17 protein-coding genes are annotated in these 16,850 nt (G+C 67.2%); 10 read left to right on the forward strand and 7 right to left on the reverse strand.

Annotated elements, in window-relative coordinates:
* The first annotated feature begins 5 nt into the window (after positions 1–5).
* The 5 genes from K3G64_RS13165 to K3G64_RS13185 are packed head-to-tail and all read left to right on the forward strand — an operon-like array spanning position 6 to position 7,135.
* Positions 6–1,718 (forward strand): thiamine pyrophosphate-binding protein, encoded by a 1,713-nt coding sequence (locus tag K3G64_RS13165; RefSeq protein ID WP_238950326.1) that lies wholly within the window; start codon positions 6–8, stop codon positions 1,716–1,718.
* A 40-nt stretch (positions 1,719–1,758) separates the two neighbouring features.
* Positions 1,759–3,198, forward strand: coding sequence for an aldehyde dehydrogenase family protein (locus tag K3G64_RS13170; RefSeq protein ID WP_238950327.1), 1,440 nt, complete (start codon positions 1,759–1,761; stop codon positions 3,196–3,198).
* A gap of 17 nt (positions 3,199–3,215) precedes the next feature.
* Positions 3,216–4,208 (forward strand): acrylyl-CoA reductase (NADPH), encoded by a 993-nt coding sequence (gene acuI / locus K3G64_RS13175; protein WP_238950328.1) that lies wholly within the window; start codon positions 3,216–3,218, stop codon positions 4,206–4,208.
* A gap of 13 nt (positions 4,209–4,221) precedes the next feature.
* Entirely contained in the window at positions 4,222–5,418 is a 1,197-nt protein-coding gene (locus K3G64_RS13180; RefSeq protein ID WP_238950329.1) for a MaoC family dehydratase, read from the forward strand.
* A 4-nt stretch (positions 5,419–5,422) separates the two neighbouring features.
* The gene (locus K3G64_RS13185) at positions 5,423–7,135 is read left to right on the forward strand and encodes a class I adenylate-forming enzyme family protein (RefSeq protein WP_238950330.1); all 1,713 of its coding nucleotides are present in this window, start codon (positions 5,423–5,425) and stop codon (positions 7,133–7,135) included.
* Here the strand turns inward: K3G64_RS13185 and K3G64_RS13190 are convergent.
* Entirely contained in the window at positions 7,122–7,445 is a 324-nt protein-coding gene (locus tag K3G64_RS13190) for a DUF1330 domain-containing protein (protein ID WP_238950331.1), read from the reverse strand. The two genes, K3G64_RS13185 and K3G64_RS13190, sit on opposite strands and share 14 nt — an antisense overlap.
* A gap of 44 nt (positions 7,446–7,489) precedes the next feature.
* On the opposite strand from K3G64_RS13190, the gene K3G64_RS13195 reads away from it, so the two are divergent.
* Entirely contained in the window at positions 7,490–8,380 is an 891-nt protein-coding gene (locus K3G64_RS13195) for an amidohydrolase family protein (RefSeq protein WP_238950332.1), read from the forward strand.
* A gap of 137 nt (positions 8,381–8,517) precedes the next feature.
* On the opposite strand, the gene K3G64_RS13200 is transcribed toward K3G64_RS13195, so the two are convergent.
* Positions 8,518–9,174, reverse strand: coding sequence for an SDR family oxidoreductase (locus K3G64_RS13200; protein ID WP_238950333.1), 657 nt, complete (start codon positions 9,172–9,174; stop codon positions 8,518–8,520).
* Positions 9,175–9,369: 195 nt separating this feature from the next.
* Here K3G64_RS13200 and K3G64_RS13205 point away from each other — a divergent pair, with 195 nt between their 5' ends.
* Complete coding sequence (locus K3G64_RS13205; protein ID WP_238950334.1) at positions 9,370–10,092, forward strand: 3-keto-5-aminohexanoate cleavage protein; 723 nt, start codon at positions 9,370–9,372, stop codon at positions 10,090–10,092.
* Here K3G64_RS13205 and K3G64_RS13210 read toward each other — a convergent pair.
* The gene (locus K3G64_RS13210; RefSeq protein WP_238950335.1) at positions 10,082–10,528 is read right to left on the reverse strand and encodes a cupin domain-containing protein; all 447 of its coding nucleotides are present in this window, start codon (positions 10,526–10,528) and stop codon (positions 10,082–10,084) included. The two genes, K3G64_RS13205 and K3G64_RS13210, sit on opposite strands and share 11 nt — an antisense overlap.
* 77 nt (positions 10,529–10,605) lie before the next feature.
* On the opposite strand from K3G64_RS13210, the gene K3G64_RS13215 reads away from it, so the two are divergent.
* Both K3G64_RS13215 and K3G64_RS13220 read left to right on the forward strand, forming a co-directional pair.
* A complete protein-coding gene (locus tag K3G64_RS13215) occupies positions 10,606–11,031 on the forward strand; it encodes a hypothetical protein (RefSeq protein ID WP_238950336.1) in 426 nt (141 codons plus the stop codon).
* Entirely contained in the window at positions 11,028–11,633 is a 606-nt protein-coding gene (locus tag K3G64_RS13220) for a GNAT family N-acetyltransferase (RefSeq protein ID WP_238950639.1), read from the forward strand. Before K3G64_RS13215 ends, K3G64_RS13220 begins: the two co-directional genes overlap by 4 nt.
* A 2-nt stretch (positions 11,634–11,635) precedes the next feature.
* Here the strand turns inward: K3G64_RS13220 and K3G64_RS13225 are convergent, their stop codons facing one another.
* The 4 genes from K3G64_RS13225 to K3G64_RS13240 form a co-directional block, all read right to left on the reverse strand.
* On the reverse strand, positions 11,636–12,085 hold the full coding sequence (locus K3G64_RS13225) for an Hsp20/alpha crystallin family protein (protein WP_238950337.1): 450 nt from the start codon (positions 12,083–12,085) through the stop codon (positions 11,636–11,638).
* A gap of 106 nt (positions 12,086–12,191) precedes the next feature.
* Complete coding sequence (locus K3G64_RS13230) at positions 12,192–13,043, reverse strand: winged helix-turn-helix transcriptional regulator (protein WP_238950640.1); 852 nt, start codon at positions 13,041–13,043, stop codon at positions 12,192–12,194.
* A 33-nt stretch (positions 13,044–13,076) separates the two neighbouring features.
* On the reverse strand, positions 13,077–14,609 hold the full coding sequence (locus K3G64_RS13235) for a carotenoid oxygenase family protein (RefSeq protein ID WP_238950338.1): 1,533 nt from the start codon (positions 14,607–14,609) through the stop codon (positions 13,077–13,079).
* Position 14,610: 1 nt separating this feature from the next.
* Complete coding sequence (locus K3G64_RS13240) at positions 14,611–15,825, reverse strand: acetyl-CoA acetyltransferase (RefSeq protein ID WP_238950339.1); 1,215 nt, start codon at positions 15,823–15,825, stop codon at positions 14,611–14,613.
* Positions 15,826–16,023: 198 nt separating this feature from the next.
* Between K3G64_RS13240 and K3G64_RS13245 the strand changes: the two genes are divergently transcribed.
* The gene (locus K3G64_RS13245; RefSeq protein WP_238950340.1) at positions 16,024–16,713 is read left to right on the forward strand and encodes a GAF and ANTAR domain-containing protein; all 690 of its coding nucleotides are present in this window, start codon (positions 16,024–16,026) and stop codon (positions 16,711–16,713) included.
* Positions 16,714–16,850 lie beyond the last annotated feature (137 nt).

Below are 16,850 nucleotides of genomic sequence, written 5' to 3' on the forward strand. Positions count from 1 at the left end.
TCCACATGGGTGTACCTGTCTACAAACGGATTCTCGACCTGTTCGAGGCCGAGGGCGTCAACACGCTGTTCGGCATTCCCGACCCCAACTTCGTGCACATGTTCACCGAGGCCGAGGCCCGCGGGTGGTCGGTGGTGGCGCCGCACCACGAGCTCAGCGCGGGCTTCATGGCCGAGGCCGCGTCCCGGATGACGGGCAAGCCGGGACTGTGCATCGGAACGCTGGGACCCGGGGTGGCCAACATCGCGGGCGCCATGATGTGCGCCCTGGTGGAGAACTCGCCGGTGATCTTCCTCGGCGGCCAGCGAGCCCGCATCACGGAGCGGCGCGTTCGCCGCGGACGGATCCAGTTCGTCCAGCAGGAAGGCCTGTTCGCACCGTCGGTCAAGTACAGCAGCTCGATCGAGTACGCCGACCAGACTGACGAGATCGTGCACGAGGCCATTCGCCGGGCGATGTCGGGCACCCCCGGCCCGGCCTACATCGAGTTCCCGTCGCACGTCATCCTCGACGAGCTCAACGTGGCCGAGGCGCCCGAGCCGTCGGCCTACCGCCTGGTCAACCAGGGTGCAGGCGCCCGCGAGGTGGCTGCGGCGGTGAAGCTGATCCGCGAGGCCAAGAGCCCGATCCTGCTGGTCGGTCACGGCGTGCACACCTCCCGCAGCCAGCAGACGGTCAAGGAGCTGGCCGAGCTGATGGCCTGCCCGGTGATCCAGACCTCCGGCGGCACGTCGTTCATCCCGGGACTGCAGGAGCGGACGTTCCCCTACCTGTTCTCGCCGGCGGCCAACGAGGCGGTCGAGGGCTCCGACCTGTGTGTCGCGCTGGGTACCGAACTCGGTGAGCCGATGCACTACGGGCGGACCCAGCACTGGGCCGGTAACGACGCGAACCGCAAATGGGTCTACGTCGAGCAGGATCCGGCCGCCATCGGCGTCAACCGCCCGATGGACGTCGCGCTGGTCGGCGACCTGCGCGGGGTCGTTCCCCAGCTCGTTGAGGCACTGCGGGACACCCCGCGCCAACCGTCCGAGAACCTCGACGTGCTGATCAAGAAGGATGCCGAGGAACTCGCGCAACTCGCGGAGACCGCGCCGACGGGGCGTTCGCCGATCCACCCCGCGCGCTACGTCGTCGAGGCCACCAAGGCGTTCAAGGAACTCGACGACGGCATCATGGTGCGCGACGGCGGCGCGACCGTGATCTTCCAGTGGACGTATTCGCAATCCAAGCCGCGCGACGTCATCTGGAATCAGAACTTCGGACATCTGGGCACCGGCCTGCCGTACGCCGTCGGCGCCTCGGTGGCCGAGGGCGGTCGACGGCCGGTGATGTTGCTGACCAGTGACTCGGCCTTCCTCTTCCACATCGCCGAACTGGAAACCGCGGCGCGGCAGAACCTGCCGCTGGTGTGCGTCGTCGGCGTCGACCACCAGTGGGGCCTCGAGGTGGGCGTCTACAAGCGCACCTTCACCCAGCCGTCGCCGCAACCCGGTGTGCACTGGAGCAAGGACGTCCGGATGGACAAGATCGCCGAGGGCTTCGGCTGCCACGGTGAATACGTCGAGAAAGAGGACGACATCGGCCCGGCGATCGCGCGGGCCTACGCCAGCGGCAAAGTCGGTGTGGTGCACGTGTGCATCGACCCGAAGGCCAACTCCGAGGAGATGCCGAAGTACGACCGATTCCGAACCTGGTACGCCGAAGGCACCCAGTAGCGCAGGATGATAGGTCGGGTTGAGAGAAAGGCAGTGTCCCATGCGTGAATATCTGAAGTTCTACATCGACGGTCAGTGGGTCGACCCGATTCGGCCCAACACCATGGAGGTCGACAACCCGACCACCGAAGAGGTCTCCGGCAGGATCGCGATCGGGTCGGCCGCCGACGTCGACGTCGCGGTGCAGGCCGCGCGCCGGGCGTTCGGCACCTGGTCGCAGACCACCCGCGAGGAGCGCCTCGACGTCCTGCAGGCGATCATGGGTGAGTACTCCAAGCGGGCGGGCGACCTCGCCGACGCGGTGAGCGAGGAGATGGGTGCGCCCGCTTCGCTGGCGGCGGGTCCGCAGGTCAACCTCGGCCTCGGGCATCTGGCCACCGCCGTCGACGTGCTGAAGAACTTCGAGTTCGAGGAGCAGCACGGCGCCACCCTGGTCGTCAAGGAGCCGATCGGAGTCTGCGGGCTGATCACGCCGTGGAACTGGCCGATCAACCAAATCGCCTGCAAGGTGTACCCGGCCCTGGCGACGGGCTGCACGATGGTGCTCAAACCGTCGGAGGTGGCGCCCTACTCGGCGCAGATCTTCACCGAGATCCTCGACGCGGCAGGTGTTCCCGCCGGGGTCTACAACCTCGTCTACGGCGACGGTCCTGGCGTCGGCGCGGCGCTGTCCAGCCACCCCGACATCGACATGGTGTCGTTCACCGGGTCGACACGCGCGGGCGTGGACGTCGCCAAGAACGCGGCGGTGACCGTCAAACGCGTCACCCAGGAACTCGGCGGCAAGAGTCCCAACATCGTGCTCGACGACGGTGACTTCGCCAAGAGTGTCGCCGCCGGGGTGTCGGTGATGATGATGAACAGCGGCCAGAGCTGCAACGCGCCCTCGCGGATGCTGGTGCCGAACTCCCGCATGGACGAGGCGATCGCGATCGCGAAGGAAACGGCCGGCGCGGTGAAAGTGGGTGATCCGGGTGACAAGACCGCGATCGGGCCGGTCGCCTCAAAGGCTCAGTTCGACAAGATCCAGGGGCTGATCGCCAAGGGTATCGACGAGGGCGCGACGGTGGTGGTCGGCGGTCGCGGGCGCCCCGACGGGCTCGACAAGGGTTACTACGTCAAGCCGACGGTGTTCGCGAATGTCAGCAACGACATGACGATCGCCCGCGAGGAGATCTTCGGGCCGGTGCTGTGCATCCTCGGCTACGACGATCTCGATCAGGCGCTCGAGATCGCCAACGACACCGAATACGGTCTGGCCGGCTATGTTTCGGGTGCCGACCTAAATAAGGCCCGCGCCGTTGCGCGCCGCATCCGGGCGGGCTCGGTCGCCATCAACCACGGTTTCGACATGAACGCCCCCTTCGGTGGCTACAAGCGAAGCGGCAACGGGCGCGAGTGGGGACACTTCGCGTTCGACGAGTTCCTCGAGGTGAAAGCCGCGCTGGGGTATGCGCCCGAAGCCACCTCCAAATCCTGAAAGGTGAACACGCAGTAATGTTTTCAGCTCTTCTGATCGAAAAGGACGACGACGGATTGCACGTCGACGTGACCGCCCTCGATGACTCGAAGCTGCCCGACGGTTCGGACGACACTGTCACCGTCGACGTCGAGTACTCGACGCTGAACTTCAAGGACGGTCTCGCCATCACCGGTAGGTCACCGGTCGTGCGCAAGTTTCCGATGGTGCCCGGGATCGACCTCGCCGGCGTCGTCACCGAGAGCTCACACGCCGATTGGAAAGAAGGCGACCGTGTGGTGCTCAACGGTTGGGGCGTCGGCGAAACGCACTGGGGCGGATTGGCTCAGCGCGCGAGGCTCAACGGAGACTGGCTCGTGCCGCTGCCGTCCGAATTCAGCACCAAGCAGGCGATGGCCATCGGCACCGCGGGCTACACGGCCAGCCTGTGCGTCGACGCGCTCGTCGCTCATGGCCTCCGACCGGATCAGGGCGATGTCCTGGTGACCGGGGCGACCGGCGGAGTCGGCAGCATCGCGATCGCGCTGCTGGCCAAGGCCGGCTTCACGGTGGCCGCCGTGACGGGCAAGTCTTCGGAAGCCGATTACCTCGAGAAGCTTGGCGCGACAACCGTCCTGGACCGTGCCGAGTTCGCCGAAGCGGGCAAACCACTGCAGAAGGAACGCTGGGCAGGAGTCGTCGATGCGGTCGGCAGCCACACCCTGGTCAACGCATGCGCCCAGACCCGGTACCGCGGGGCGGTCGCCGCGTGCGGGCTGGCCCAGGGGATGGACTTCCCGGCCAGCGTCGCCCCGTTCATCCTGCGTGGCGTATCGCTGCTCGGCATCGACAGCGTCATGGCACCCAGGGAACCGCGACTGGCCGCATGGGAGCGGCTGTCGAACGACCTCGACCCCGCGCTCCTCGACTCGGTCGCCGAGGAGATCGCGCTCGGTGACGTGGTGGATGCCGCGGGCCGGCTGATGGACGGCAAGGTCCGGGGCCGCATCGTCGTCGACGTCAATCGCTGACAGGGGGTTACCGGTGGCAACGAAGCCTGCGAAGACGGCGGTCGAGTTGGATCTGTCGGACGTCGAGCACCGCGTCGGCAAGCCGATCGGCGGCGGGCAGCTGTGGGATCCCTGCAGTTCCTCCGACATCCGGCGGTGGGTGATGGCCATGGACTATCCCAACCCGCTGCACTGGGACGAGCGCTTCGCGCGTGAGTCGAAGTTCGGCGGTCTCATCGCGCCGCAGTCGATCGCGGTGGCGCTGGACTACGGGCACGGCGCCGCGCCCGCGTGCGTCGGCCATATCCCCAACAGCCACTTGATCTTCGGCGGAGAGGAGTGGTGGTTCTACGGCTGCCCGATCCGGCCAGGGGACCAGTTGTTCCAGGACCGGAGATTCCACGACTACAAGGTGGTCGAGACCAAGTTCGCCGGCCCGACGATGTTCTCCCGCGGTGACACCGTGCACCGCAACCAGCACGGCACGCTGGTGGCCCGTGAACGGTCGACGGCGATCCGCTATCTTTACGAAGAGGCCACCAAGCGGGGGATGTTCGAGAATCAACTCGGCGAGATCAAGCGTTGGACGCAACACGAGCTGGAGGAAGTCGAGCGGCTGCGCCGAGAGTGGTTGGAGTCCAACCGCATGGGCGTCTCGCCGCGGTTCGACGACGTGAAGGTCGGCGACACGCTGCCGCGGCGGGTGATCGGCCCGCACAGCATCGCCAGCTTCACCACCGAATACCGCGCCTTCCTGTTCAACATCTGGGGCACGTTCCGCTGGGTCGCTCCGGAGGGCATCGACGATCCGTGGGTGTACCAGGATCCGGGTTGGGGCAAGGACTTCGCGTTCGACGAGGAAGACGCGATGATCGACCCGCGCAAGCGCGACGGGCTCTACGTCGGCCCGTCGCGCGGTCACATCGACGCCGACCGGGCCAGCGAAGTCGGCATGGCGCGGGCCTACGGCTACGGCGCGACGATGGGCGCCTGGTGCACGGACTATCTGGCCTACTGGGCCGGCCACGAAGGCATGGTGCGCCATACCAAGGCCGACTTCCGCAACCCCGCCTTCGAGGGTGACGTCACCTACTTCGACGCCGAGATCGTCGGCAAGGAGGCCGAGTCGACGTGGGGGGTTCCGCTGGTCCAGGTGCGGCTGCTGCTGACGAACCAGAACGGTGAAGAGCTGGTCAAGTGCACGGCCGAGGTCGAACTGCCGCTGGTGTAGTGAGATGACGCTGTCGTTGGTCTCCGGTCCACCCCTGTCGGAGGAGCCGGGTCTCGGGGCGCTCACGCTGCCCGGGTTTCTGCGCGAGGTGACGACGATGTACCGCGATCGTGAAGCGATCGCGTTCCCGGCCGCGGTCGAGCCGCGGATCGGCTCAGCCGACACGGTGACGCGTTGGAGCTACGGTGAACTCTGGGACCGGGCGGTCGACGTGGCGCGGGCGCTGCGATCATGCGGCGTCGGTAAGGGCACCCGCGTGGGTGTCCTGATGACGAATCGGCCGGAGTGGATCTCGGCGGTGTTCGGCATCTCGATCGCCGGCGGAGTGGCCGTCACGCTCAGCACGTTTTCCACCACGCCGGAACTCGAGCATCTGCTGCAGTCGTCGTGCGTCTCGATCCTGCTGTTTGAGCGCGCCGTGCTGCAGAAGGACTTCGCCACCATGCTCGTCGACCTCGAACCGGCGATCACCGGGACTGAGTCGGGCGCTCTGCGGTCGGCGTTGTTCCCGTACCTGCGCCGGCTGGTCGTGGTCGGTGAACCCGCGGCAGGCACGGAGTCCTGGGACCAGTGGCTGGCCCGCGGCCGGGACCAGCCGACTGAACTGCTCGAGGCGACGGCGGCGGCGGTCACGCCCAGCGATGCCGCGGTGCTGTTCTTCTCGTCGGGATCGACGAGCAAGCCGAAGGGCATACTGAGCGCGCACCGGGGAGTCTGCATCCAGATGTGGCGCTTCCGGCGGCTTTATGAGTTCGGGCCGGAGGACCACGTGCGCTGCTGGTCGGCCAACGGGTTCTTCTGGTCCGGCAATTTCGCGATGTCGCTGGGGTCGACGCTCGCCGCCGGCGGTGCACTCGTGCTGCAACCCACTTTCGTCGCCGACCAGGCGCTGGAGTTGATGGCAGCCGAGCGCGTCAACTTCCCGTTCGCCTGGCCGCACCAGTGGGCGCAACTCGAAGGCGCCGCGAACTGGGACCAAGTCGACCTGAGCAGCATGCGGTTCGTCGACTTCAAGACACCGGTCGCGCGCCATCCGACGGTGTCGACCAAGTGGTTCGAGCCGGGACACGCCTACGGCAACACCGAAACCTTCACGATCACAACGAATTATCCCGCCAACACCCCGCCCGAGATCCATGCCGACAGCAGTGGTGTGCCCCTGCCCGGTGTGACACTGAAGATCGTGGATCCGCTCAGCGGGCGCGTCGTCGAACGGGGTGAGCGCGGCGAGATCTGCGTCAAGGGACCCACGTTGATGCTCGGGTACCTCGGGACCCCGCTGGACGAGACCCTCGACGCCGAGGGCTTTCTGTGCACGGGCGACGGTGGCTATCTCGACGAGGACGGACGGCTGTACTGGGAGGGCAGGCTCACCGACATCATCAAGACCGGCGGCGCCAACGTCTCGCCCAGGGAGGTGGACGAGACACTGATGCAGCATGGAGGCGTCAAGGTGGCTCAGACCGTCGGTGTTCCGCACGAGACGCTGGGTGAAGTCGTCGTCTCCTGCGTCGTTCCGCACGACGGTGCGACCGTGGCCGCCGACGATATCCGGGCGTTCCTGTCCGAACGGTTGGCCAGCTACAAGGTGCCGCGTCAGGTGCTGTTCTTCCGCGACGACGAGATCGCGTTGACCGGCAACGCCAAGATCAAGTCGGCCGATCTGCGGAAGCTGGCGGTCGAACGGTTGCAGGGAGCGCCGTCTACTGGAGCTTGAGCAGCGGCCGCAGGTCATCGAGGCGGTCGAACAGGTGCCAGATGTATGACGACGAACCATCCTCCCGATGTGCGTGCAGATCAGCCAGGTCGGGGTCGTTGCGGTAGCTGTCGAAGGCCTCCTTGGAGTCCCACTCGACCAGGATCAGAACTGTGCGAGGTTCGATGCCCCCGGTGACCGACTCGCGGAACTTGCCGAGCGCGACGACGCGACCGCCGTGCTTGGCGACCTCCTGCGGTGAGCGTTTCGAGTAGGCGAGGTATTCGTCGCGGTTCGCGATGTCGAAGAGGTTGAGCGCATATACCGTCACGCGACCGACGCTACACCGCCGCCATCGGCCCCTACACTGCCTGAATGGGCGAAAAGTACGAATGCGGCGTCGATTTCGACCGTATCCAGGCGATCGACATCCACACCCATGTCGAGATCGACGACCACGGCCACAAGGCTTACGCGGACGAACTCGTCGAGGCGACGGAGAAGTACTTCAAGATGCCGCCCGGCGCGATGGCCGGCGTCGATGCGGTCGCCGACCTCTACCGCAGGCACAACACCGCGGCGGTCGTGTTCACCGTCGACGCGCGCACCGCCATGCGGCACGCCCCGAACTCCGTCGAGGACCTGGTCGCAGGCGCTGCGCGCAACAACGACGTGCTGATCCCGTTCGGCAGCGTGGACCCTTGGCACGAGCGTCGCGCGGTGCACCGCGTACACGAACTCGTCCGCGACTACGGCGTGCGGGGCTTCAAGTTCCACCCGAGCATGCAGGCGTTCGAACCCAACGACCGCCGGTTCTATCCGATCTATGAGGCGATCGCCGAAGCCGGGGTGCCCGCGCTGTTCCACACCGGGCAGACCGGTATGGGATCGGGGCTGCCCGGCGGGCACCGCATCAAGCTGCGTTACTCCGATCCGATGCTGCTCGACGACGTCGCCGCCGACTTCCCCGACCTGACGATCGTGATGGCGCACCCCGCCGTGCCGTGGGTGGACTCGCAGATCGCCATCGCCACCCACAAGGCCAACGTCTACATCGACCTGTCGGGCTGGAGTCCGAAGTACTTCCCGCCGCAACTGGTCCGCGCGGCAAACCGTCAGCTGCGCACCAAGGTGTTGTTCGGCACCGACTTTCCCTACATCCAGCTCGACCGCTGGCGCCGCGACTTCGACACCCTCGATATCGACCCGGCCGTCGTTCCGCTGATCTACAAGCAGAACGCGCTACGGGTGCTGGGGATCGTCTGACCCGCGATGAGTTCTCGCCGCGACGGCGGTCTGCACCGGTGCCCGCTTCACGCTTACGAAGGAGACCGTCGTGCCCGTCCGCGGTCGCCGACTGCACGGGCGCCGGGTTCAACCTGTCGGCGCTGGCATGAACGACCTCATGCGGTCATGAGATAGTCGGCCCGGCCGACGAACACCATGCGCGATGGGTTCAGGGCATTCGCCGCGTTGACGATGGCACCGGCGAACGTCCCGTCGGCCATGTCGCCGGAGACGACGCTGAAATGCACGCCGGCACGGTCGAATTCTGCACGCATAGCGTAGAGGGCGGTTTCACCGGCCCGTCTGCTCGCGGCGACGGCCGTATAGCCCTTGGGCACCGCCTTGGTGGGGAAGAAGTGCGCCTGGTGGCTGGTGACGAAGACGATACGGCCGCCGACCGGCATCAGCGGCACGGCCATCAGCGCGAGTCGCCGCTGGCCATCCCGATTCAGGCGCATCGCCTGACCGGGATCGGCGCCCGCAGGCAGACCGCCGGACGTGTTGAGGATCAGGGCGTCCAACCGACCGAACCGCGCGGCGATGGCGTCGATCATCGCCCTGGACTCGAGATCGTCGGAGATGTCGGCGCGGATCGTCGATGCGTGCCCACCCGCGTCACGGATGGCGCCGGCGATCGACTCCGCGTCGTCGGCCCGCTCACGGTAGTTGACGATGATGTGGGTGTCGTCGTCGGCGAGGAGTCGCGCGACGTCGGCGCCGATACCCCTCGATCCGCCGGTGACCAGGGCAATCCGTGCAGGTGTGGGGCGCATGTCGGATTCCTTTCGCCGCTGCCGCGTCCGATACGAATCCTCACGGTACACGAGTTTCTAAGAAAAATAAGGCATATATAAGGTCACGATAAGGTACAACTTTCGGGCGCATGATGTACGGCGATTCAGAAGCGGGTGGGCGCCGCCGACGACCGCACAGGCGGCGCGCGGTAGCAAGCTGCGATGATGGGGAACATGCCCGCCCAGATTTACGTCACGGCGTGCATCAACGGGGCCCGCACCCCGGACCAGCACCCCAACCTGCCGGTGAATCCGGACCAGTTGGCCGCGGCCGCGGTAGCGGCCCATAGGGCCGGCGCCAAGGCCGTGCACATGCATCCCAAGACCCCCGACGGCGCCGACTCGCTGCGGCCGGAGGTGGTCGACGCCGCGGTGGGTGCCGCCCGGCACGCGCTGGCTGGATTGCCGCTCGGCGTCACGACCGGCTACTGGGCGCTGCCCAATGAACGTGAACGGCGACGCGCGATCGAAGCGTGGCGGGTGCTGCCGGACTTCGCCTCGGTCAACTGGCACGAGCCGGGCGCAGAGGACCTGGCCAAGCTGCTGCTCGACCGGGGCCTGGGCGTCGAGGCCGGCATCTTCCACGCCGAAGCCGCCGAGTCGTGGGCCCGGTCGGAGGTCGCCGAGCACTGTCTGCGCGTGATGATCGAGTTGCCGTCCGACGCTGACATCGCGACCGCCGACGACCTTCTGACCAGGATCCGGGCTGCGGGATCGCCGGCGCCGGTGCTGCTGCACGGCCTGGACCGAAGTTGTTGGCCGCTGCTCGAGCACGCAGGCGCCTGCGGACTGCAGACGCGCATCGGGATGGAGGACACCCTGCGACTGCCGGACGGCTCGACCGCGCCGGACAACGCGGCGTTGGTGACGGCGGCCGTCGAACTGCTCAGTCGGTAGCGGCCGCCATCGCGAAGTCGGCGAAGTCGAACCCGGGCACGACCACGCAGCTCACAAGGCTCGGGACGTCGTCGCGGGGCCGGGCGCGCTGCCAGTGACCCGGCGGCACGACATACTGCGGTTGCTCCCCGGCCAGGATGTCGGCGCCCAGTAGATGCGTTGTGGCGCCGCCCTGTTCGGGTCCGGCCTCCAGCAGAAGCGGGCTGCCCGAATGCCACAGCCAGAGTTCGGCGCTGCGCACCGTGTGCCAGGCCGACTGCTGACCGGGCATCAACAGGAACAGGATGGCCGTGCCCGCGCTGCGCGGTCCGGTGTAGTCCGGCGGCAGTGCGGACTGTGGCACGGTGAGGTCGCTGCGCCAGGTTTCCCGATACCAGCCGCCCTCGGGGTGGGGCGAAAGGTCCAGGCGACGCGCCCAGTCCGGAAGATCGGTCATCCCAGTACCGCCTTTTCGGTGTCGGACACTCCACAGTAGAGATCGGAGCGCGCGGACACACCCGATAGGCTCTGGGCATGTCGCGCCTGGGTCCGGGATGGCTGGTCGCGCTGTGCGGGGCGGTCGTCTCGGTGAGCGCGTGGCTGCCGTGGCTCACCGCGGGCGGTGGCAGGGTCAGCGCGATCGGCGGCGTGGTGGGCGAGCTGCGCGGGCCTGCACCGGGGTTCGGGGTCGGGCAGCTTCTGGTGCTGTTGGCCTCCATGCTGATCGTCGCGGGCGCGATGGCCGCCAGGGGCCTCTCGCCGCGAATGGCTTCCTCTGTGGCGCTGGCTCTTTCGGTGCTGGTGGTGGTGTTGTCGGTGTGGTATTACCGGCTCTACGTGTACCCGCCGGTGTCGGCGGGTTACGGGCTCTATCTGGGCGCTGCCGTGGGGGGCGTCGCGGTCCTCGTGTCGGTCTGGACGATGGTGGCCGCGTGGGCGTCGACGACGCGGGCCGGATGAGCGGGCTCGTCCACCCGGTCTCCCTGACCGGTGAGCGGTGGGTGTCGCTGGAACCCCTGCGCCGCGACCATGTTCGCGAGATCGCCGAGGTCGCCGCCGACGGTGAGTTGGGCCGGCTGTGGTTCACCGCGGCGCCGGGGCACGACGCCGTCGAGCGGTGGGTCGAGGCCCGGTTGGCGGTGCAGTCACCGGCGACCGGGCTGACGTTCGTGGTACGGCGCCTCGACGGGTCGCTGGTCGGGTCGTCGAGCTTCATGCAGGTCGACGCGCTCAACCGCCGCCTGGAGATCGGCAATACCTGGTACGTGGCCTCAGCGCGGCGCAGCGGCATCAACTCCGAGACCAAGCTGCTCATGCTCGGCCACGCGTTCGACGAGTTACGCTGCGTCGCAGTCGAGTTCCGCACGCATTTCTTCAACTCCACCAGCCGCGCGGCGATCGAGCGGCTGGGCGCGAAACAGGATGGGATCCTGCGCAGCCACCAGTTGCTTGCCGACGGGTCGCGGCGCGACACCGTCGTCTACTCGATCCTGGACATCGAATGGCCGGCCGTGCGGTCCAACCTGGAGTTCCGGCTGGACCGCAACGGCCGAACCGGTTGACGCTAGCCGGATTCGACGGTCGTCGTCTCGATCGACTTCTGCCCCCCGCCGTGGGCGACGTCGATCTTGCGCGGCTTGGCGCGCTCGGCCAGCGGGATGGTGACCGTGAGGACACCGTTCTCGTAGGTTGCCGAAATGGCTGACGAGTCAATGCCTTCGCCGAGCGAGAGCTGCCTGCGGTAGGTGCCGAAGAACCTCTCGTTGGCCAGCCACTGCACGCCGTCGTCCGACCTCGGAGTGCGGTGGGCGGAGATCGTCAGGGTGCCGTTGTCGACATTGACATCCACCGACCCGGGGTCGACGCCGGGCAAGTCGGCGGTGAGCAGGTAGTGGTCGTCGATCTTGCACAGATCCATCGGCATGAACCGAGGAGTGCGGTTCGATCCGGTCTGGCTGGTGAGCAGGCCCCGGGTCATGGCATCAAGGTCATTGAACGGATCAAAGCGGAGCACAGCAATCCACCTCCTCTATCGAACAGAGCCCGCCACCCTGGCGGGCAGCCAAATCACTGTGCACCAGCGATGTTAGCACTCGCACCAGGAGAGTGCCAGAATTTTTTCATCCAATGGTCGTGATGTGCCCTGCGCGCAGGCGTTCCCGGCACTGGCCGCACCTCAGCGCCACGGTGAATCGGTGGCCGCCGTGCGACAGCAGCACCGCTGGACCGTCGGCGGCTTCCAGCCAGCGCTGCGCCCACTGCTGCGCCGTCACCACGACCCCGAACAGCTCGCGGCCCTTCTCGGTGAGCCGGTAGCGCGTGCCATCGCCGGCGAAGACGCCGTTGGCCGACAGCACGGCGAGCCGGTCGGCGACGGATCCCGGCGGTGCGCGCAGTCCGGTCTGGAAGTCGGTGAAGCGGCTCATGCCGACGAACGCCGCGACCACCAGCGCGAAGCCCCAGCGGTTGCCCAGCACGCTCATCGTCTGGGGGAAGAGCCCCGGCGAGGCGAGTTGGTCGACCTCGGAACGTCGGCGGGTCGAGCTGACCGGTATGGATCGCGGCCAGGTTCCGCTCGGACCCCACTGTGCGGCAATCTCTTTCTCGTCGACGACGGCGTCACATGACCGGCAGGTCACCAGCGGCGTGAACACATCGCCGCAGAGGTCGTGGTGCATCCGCGGGAGTTCCTGGACGTGGTCGGGCACCCAGCGGAGTTCCCAGTCCCAGATGCACAACAGCATCGGCCACAGCGACCGGCCCCGTGTGGTGATCGCGTACTCGAAGCGTTGGGGACTGGCCTGGTACTCGCGCCGCTCGAACAGGCCCTCCTCCGTGAGTGATCGAAGCCGAGACGTCAGCACGGAGTTGGAGATCGGCAGCCGCGACTTGAACTCCCCGAAGCGTCTGGCGCCGAGCAGTGCCTGCTGGACGACGAGCAGCGTCCACTCGTCGCCCAGTACCCCGAGCATGCGGGCGACCGCATTGGGTTCGGGTCGCGCCACTCACAGACCGATCGCCGCTGCCGCGGCGTCGGTCCGGTGCCAGCGGCGAAGTTCGGAGCCCGGCGCCCAGGTCGAGTGGGTGCCGCTGGAAATGCGCTCGGGCAGAGGCAGTTTGCAGACCGGTCCGTCGGCGACCCTGGCGGCGTCGAACACCAGGCAGTAGGAGGCGTCGGCGGCCATGTCGGTGGTCAGCGTCACTAGGTAGCCGTCGTCCTCGGCCGCCCCGGCGGCGACATTGCAGCGCGGAGCCATCGCGGTCTCGCTGCCGTAGACGCCGTCGGGGAAGACGAACCGCTCCTCGGCGCCGGTGTGCAGGTCGTGCTTGACCAGCCCGTCGAACAGGAACCATCCCGGCTTGCCCGTGGCGGCATAGGTGTAACGGTAGGGAAGTCCGGCGTAGCCGCCGTTGATCATGCCGAATTCGGTGATGGAGTCGGTCAGTTGCTCTTCGGTGGTCGCACCGGTGCGCAGGTTGAACCGCCACCGGTGCAGCCGCGTCTGCATCCGGTCGAGTGCGAGGAAGCGGAAGGCCCTCTCCCATTTGGTTCCGCCGTTGGTGTCGACCGGCGAGGGATCGCCTTGGAAGAAGCCGTCGAGCACGATGTCGTCACCGTCCTCGTAGGCATTGGTGAAGTGCAGCACGAACGTCGGATCTGCCTCGAACCAGCGGATGTCACCCACCGCGCCGCGACGCGGCACGACCGCGAAGCGCGACGGCATGTCGGGATGGAAGCCGGGCAGATGGATGCCGGCCTTCAACAACTCGGGGTCCCAGAACATCGGGAAGTCGTTGAGGACGGCGTAGTTCTCGGTGAACGCCATGTCATGGGGAAGGCGCGGGCCCGGCAGCGGGATGTCGGTGAGATGCGCCAGCGAGTTGCACTCGTCGACCACGCCGTAACGCAGGTACGGCGCCTGCTTGCTGTAGCTGAAGAACAGCAGTTCGCCGGTGCGGTCGTCGACCTTGGGGTGCGCCGACACGCCCCAGTCGACGGGGAATCCGCCGCTCCAGTCCTCCTTGCCCAGGGTGTCGCCCGAGTACGGGTCCACTCGGTAGAGGTCGCCGCACTGGTAGAAACTGGTCAACGCGGTACCGCGATGGACGATGACATCGGTGCTGGATGCGTCCTTCATCACAGTCCGGGCGCCCCAGCCGTGGTCGCGTCGGGCGAGGTGTACGGGCTCGGCCAGGCCCGGCCACAGCGGTCCGCCGGCGTCGTTCTCGGCCAGAAAGCCGTCGGTGCGGACGAACCTGTTGCGGTAGAACGCTTTTCCGTCGCGGAAGCCGACGACGTGCACCATGCCGTCGCCGTCGAACGGGTGGTAGAACCGCAGCGCCGGGTGCAGGGGGTTCTCGGTGTTGCGCAGATAGACCCCGTCCAGGTCGGCCGGAATCTCGCCTTCGACAGGCCGCAGATCGTCGGCGTCCCACTCGGTGTTCTGCGGCCGCCACGGTCCGGTCCGATAGGGGTGATCGTCGTCGTCGGGCAGAGTCGAGAGGAATTTGCCGACGATCTCGACGTTCGCACCCATCTCACACTCCTCGCACGACGAAGCTGACCGTGGTGGCGGTGCTGCCGCCGACGTTCAACGTGCCGAACGTCCTTGCGCCCTCGACCTGGTAGTCATCCGCGCCACCGCTGACCTGTTTGGCGGCGTCGAGCAGCATCCGGATGCCCGATGCCCCGACGGGATGGCCTCCCCCGATCAACCCGCCGCTGGGGTTGATCGGCAGTCGCGCGCCGATCTCGATCTCGCCGTTCTCGATGGCCTTCCACGATTCACCGGGACCGGTCAAGCCGATGTGGTCGATGGCGAGATACTCGCTGGGAGTGAAGCAGTCGTGCACCTCGAAGCCGTCGACGTCGTCGAGGCGCACCTGCGCGCGGCCGAGCGCGTCGAGCACCGCCGCCCGAACGTGCGGCATCACATAGGGGTCGTCGGCACTTCGGTCGAGTTTCTGCTGCAGGCCCAGGCCCACCGTGCGGTGACCCCAGCCCTCGATCCGCCCGATCGCTCGCGCGCCGGGATGGCCGCGCACGAACGCGTCGGTTGCCAGCACGACTGCGGCGCCGCCGTCGGTCATCTGGCTGCAATCGAACCGCCGTAGCCGACCCTCGACGACCGGGTTGACCGCATCGTCGTCGGTCAGCGGGTCGGGCACGGTCCAGTTGCGGGTCTGTGCGTTCGGGTTGGCGCGGGCGTTGGCGAGATTGAGCGTGGCGATGGCGCGCAGGTGGGTTTCGTCGATGCCGTAGCGCCGGTCGTACTCGGCGGTGATCCGGTCGAACATGTGCGGCCACATGAACGTTGCGTCCGCACCCTCATGACCGGTCCATGCCGCGGCGCCGAGGTGCGCAGCGGCCGTGTCGCCGGGCACCGTCTTCTCGAGTTCGACTCCCAGCACCAGCGCGCAGTCGTAGGCGCCGGACCGCAGGTCGGCGATGGCCGCCAGCACGGCGACGCTGCCCGAGGCGCAGGCGGCCTCGTGCCGGGTGGCCGGCGTGTTCCAGAGTCCCTCGTGCACGGTGGCGGGCATCGCGCCGAGGTGCGCCTGGCCGGTGAACAGTTCCCCGAAGGCATTCGCGACGTGGACCACGCCGACATCGGCGGCGTCCACGCGGGCCGCGGTCAGTGTGCCCTCGAGGACCTCGGCCGTCAGGTCGGCGACGTCACGGCACTCGCGGCTGAGGTTACGAGCGAAATCGCTTTGGTATCCGCCCAGTATCCAGACGTTGGCCGCGCCCATGGACCCGGACGTTACTACAACTAAGAGAGTGACAGGGCGGATCGGCCCGAGCGGTCCCGCCGGCTCCTGGTCTGAACCGACGAGACCTCAGCATGCGAAGTGGTCGACCGCCTCGCATGCCTGCCGTGGACAGTGCCCACTGCCTGGAAAGGGCAAACAATTGTGTGTCACGGCGCAACATGGGTAAGACTGCCCTTCATGGCGCAGTCGCGTGAACTTGATCTGGCTCAGCGGATGGCAGAGCTGGCCCGGTCGTCCGCTGCCCCGAAAAGGGTGGAGGAAGTCCTGGAAGATGTCACCGCCACGGCTCAGGAGCTGATCCCGGGTGCGGACACGGCCGGTGTGCTGCTGCTGGCCAGGGGCGGCAAGTTCGAGTCACTGGCGACGACGTCGGACATGCCGCATCGGCTCGACGAATTGCAGATGCAGTTCAACGAGGGGCCCTGTGTCCAGGCGGCGGTCGACGATCTGATCGTGCGCACCGACGACTTCCGGCACGAACAGCGCTGGCCGAAGTACTCCGCCGCATGCGTCGAACGGGGCGTGCTGTCGGGTCTGTCGTTCAAGCTGTACACCAGCTCTCGCACTGCGGGTGCGCTCAACTTGTTCGCCTACCAACCCAACGCCTTCACCCCCGAGGACGAGACGATCGGTGTGATCCTCGCGGCGCACGCCGCCGCGGCGCTGCTGGCGAGCCGGCAGAGCGAACAGCTCGAGTCGGCCCTGTCGACTCGGGACCGCATCGGCCAGGCCAAGGGCATCATCATGGAGCGCTACGGCGTCGACGACATGCGGGCGTTCGACATGCTCAAACAGCTGTCGCAGGACAGCAACACCAAGCTGACCGACATCGCCCAGCGTGTCATCGACACGCGAATCGACAAGTGATGCAGCATAATTGACGCAGTCGTCGAACACGGTCGGCGCAGCTGACTTTTCGGCGGATTACGCCGACGCTGTTTTGTGGCCTGACTATTCGGGAACGCGGCGATAAGCGTCTGCGCTGAAATCGGTCACGTTTCACC

It is taken from the genome of Mycobacterium sp. IDR2000157661 (assembly GCF_022317005.1).
Taxonomy (GTDB): domain Bacteria; phylum Actinomycetota; class Actinomycetes; order Mycobacteriales; family Mycobacteriaceae; genus Mycobacterium.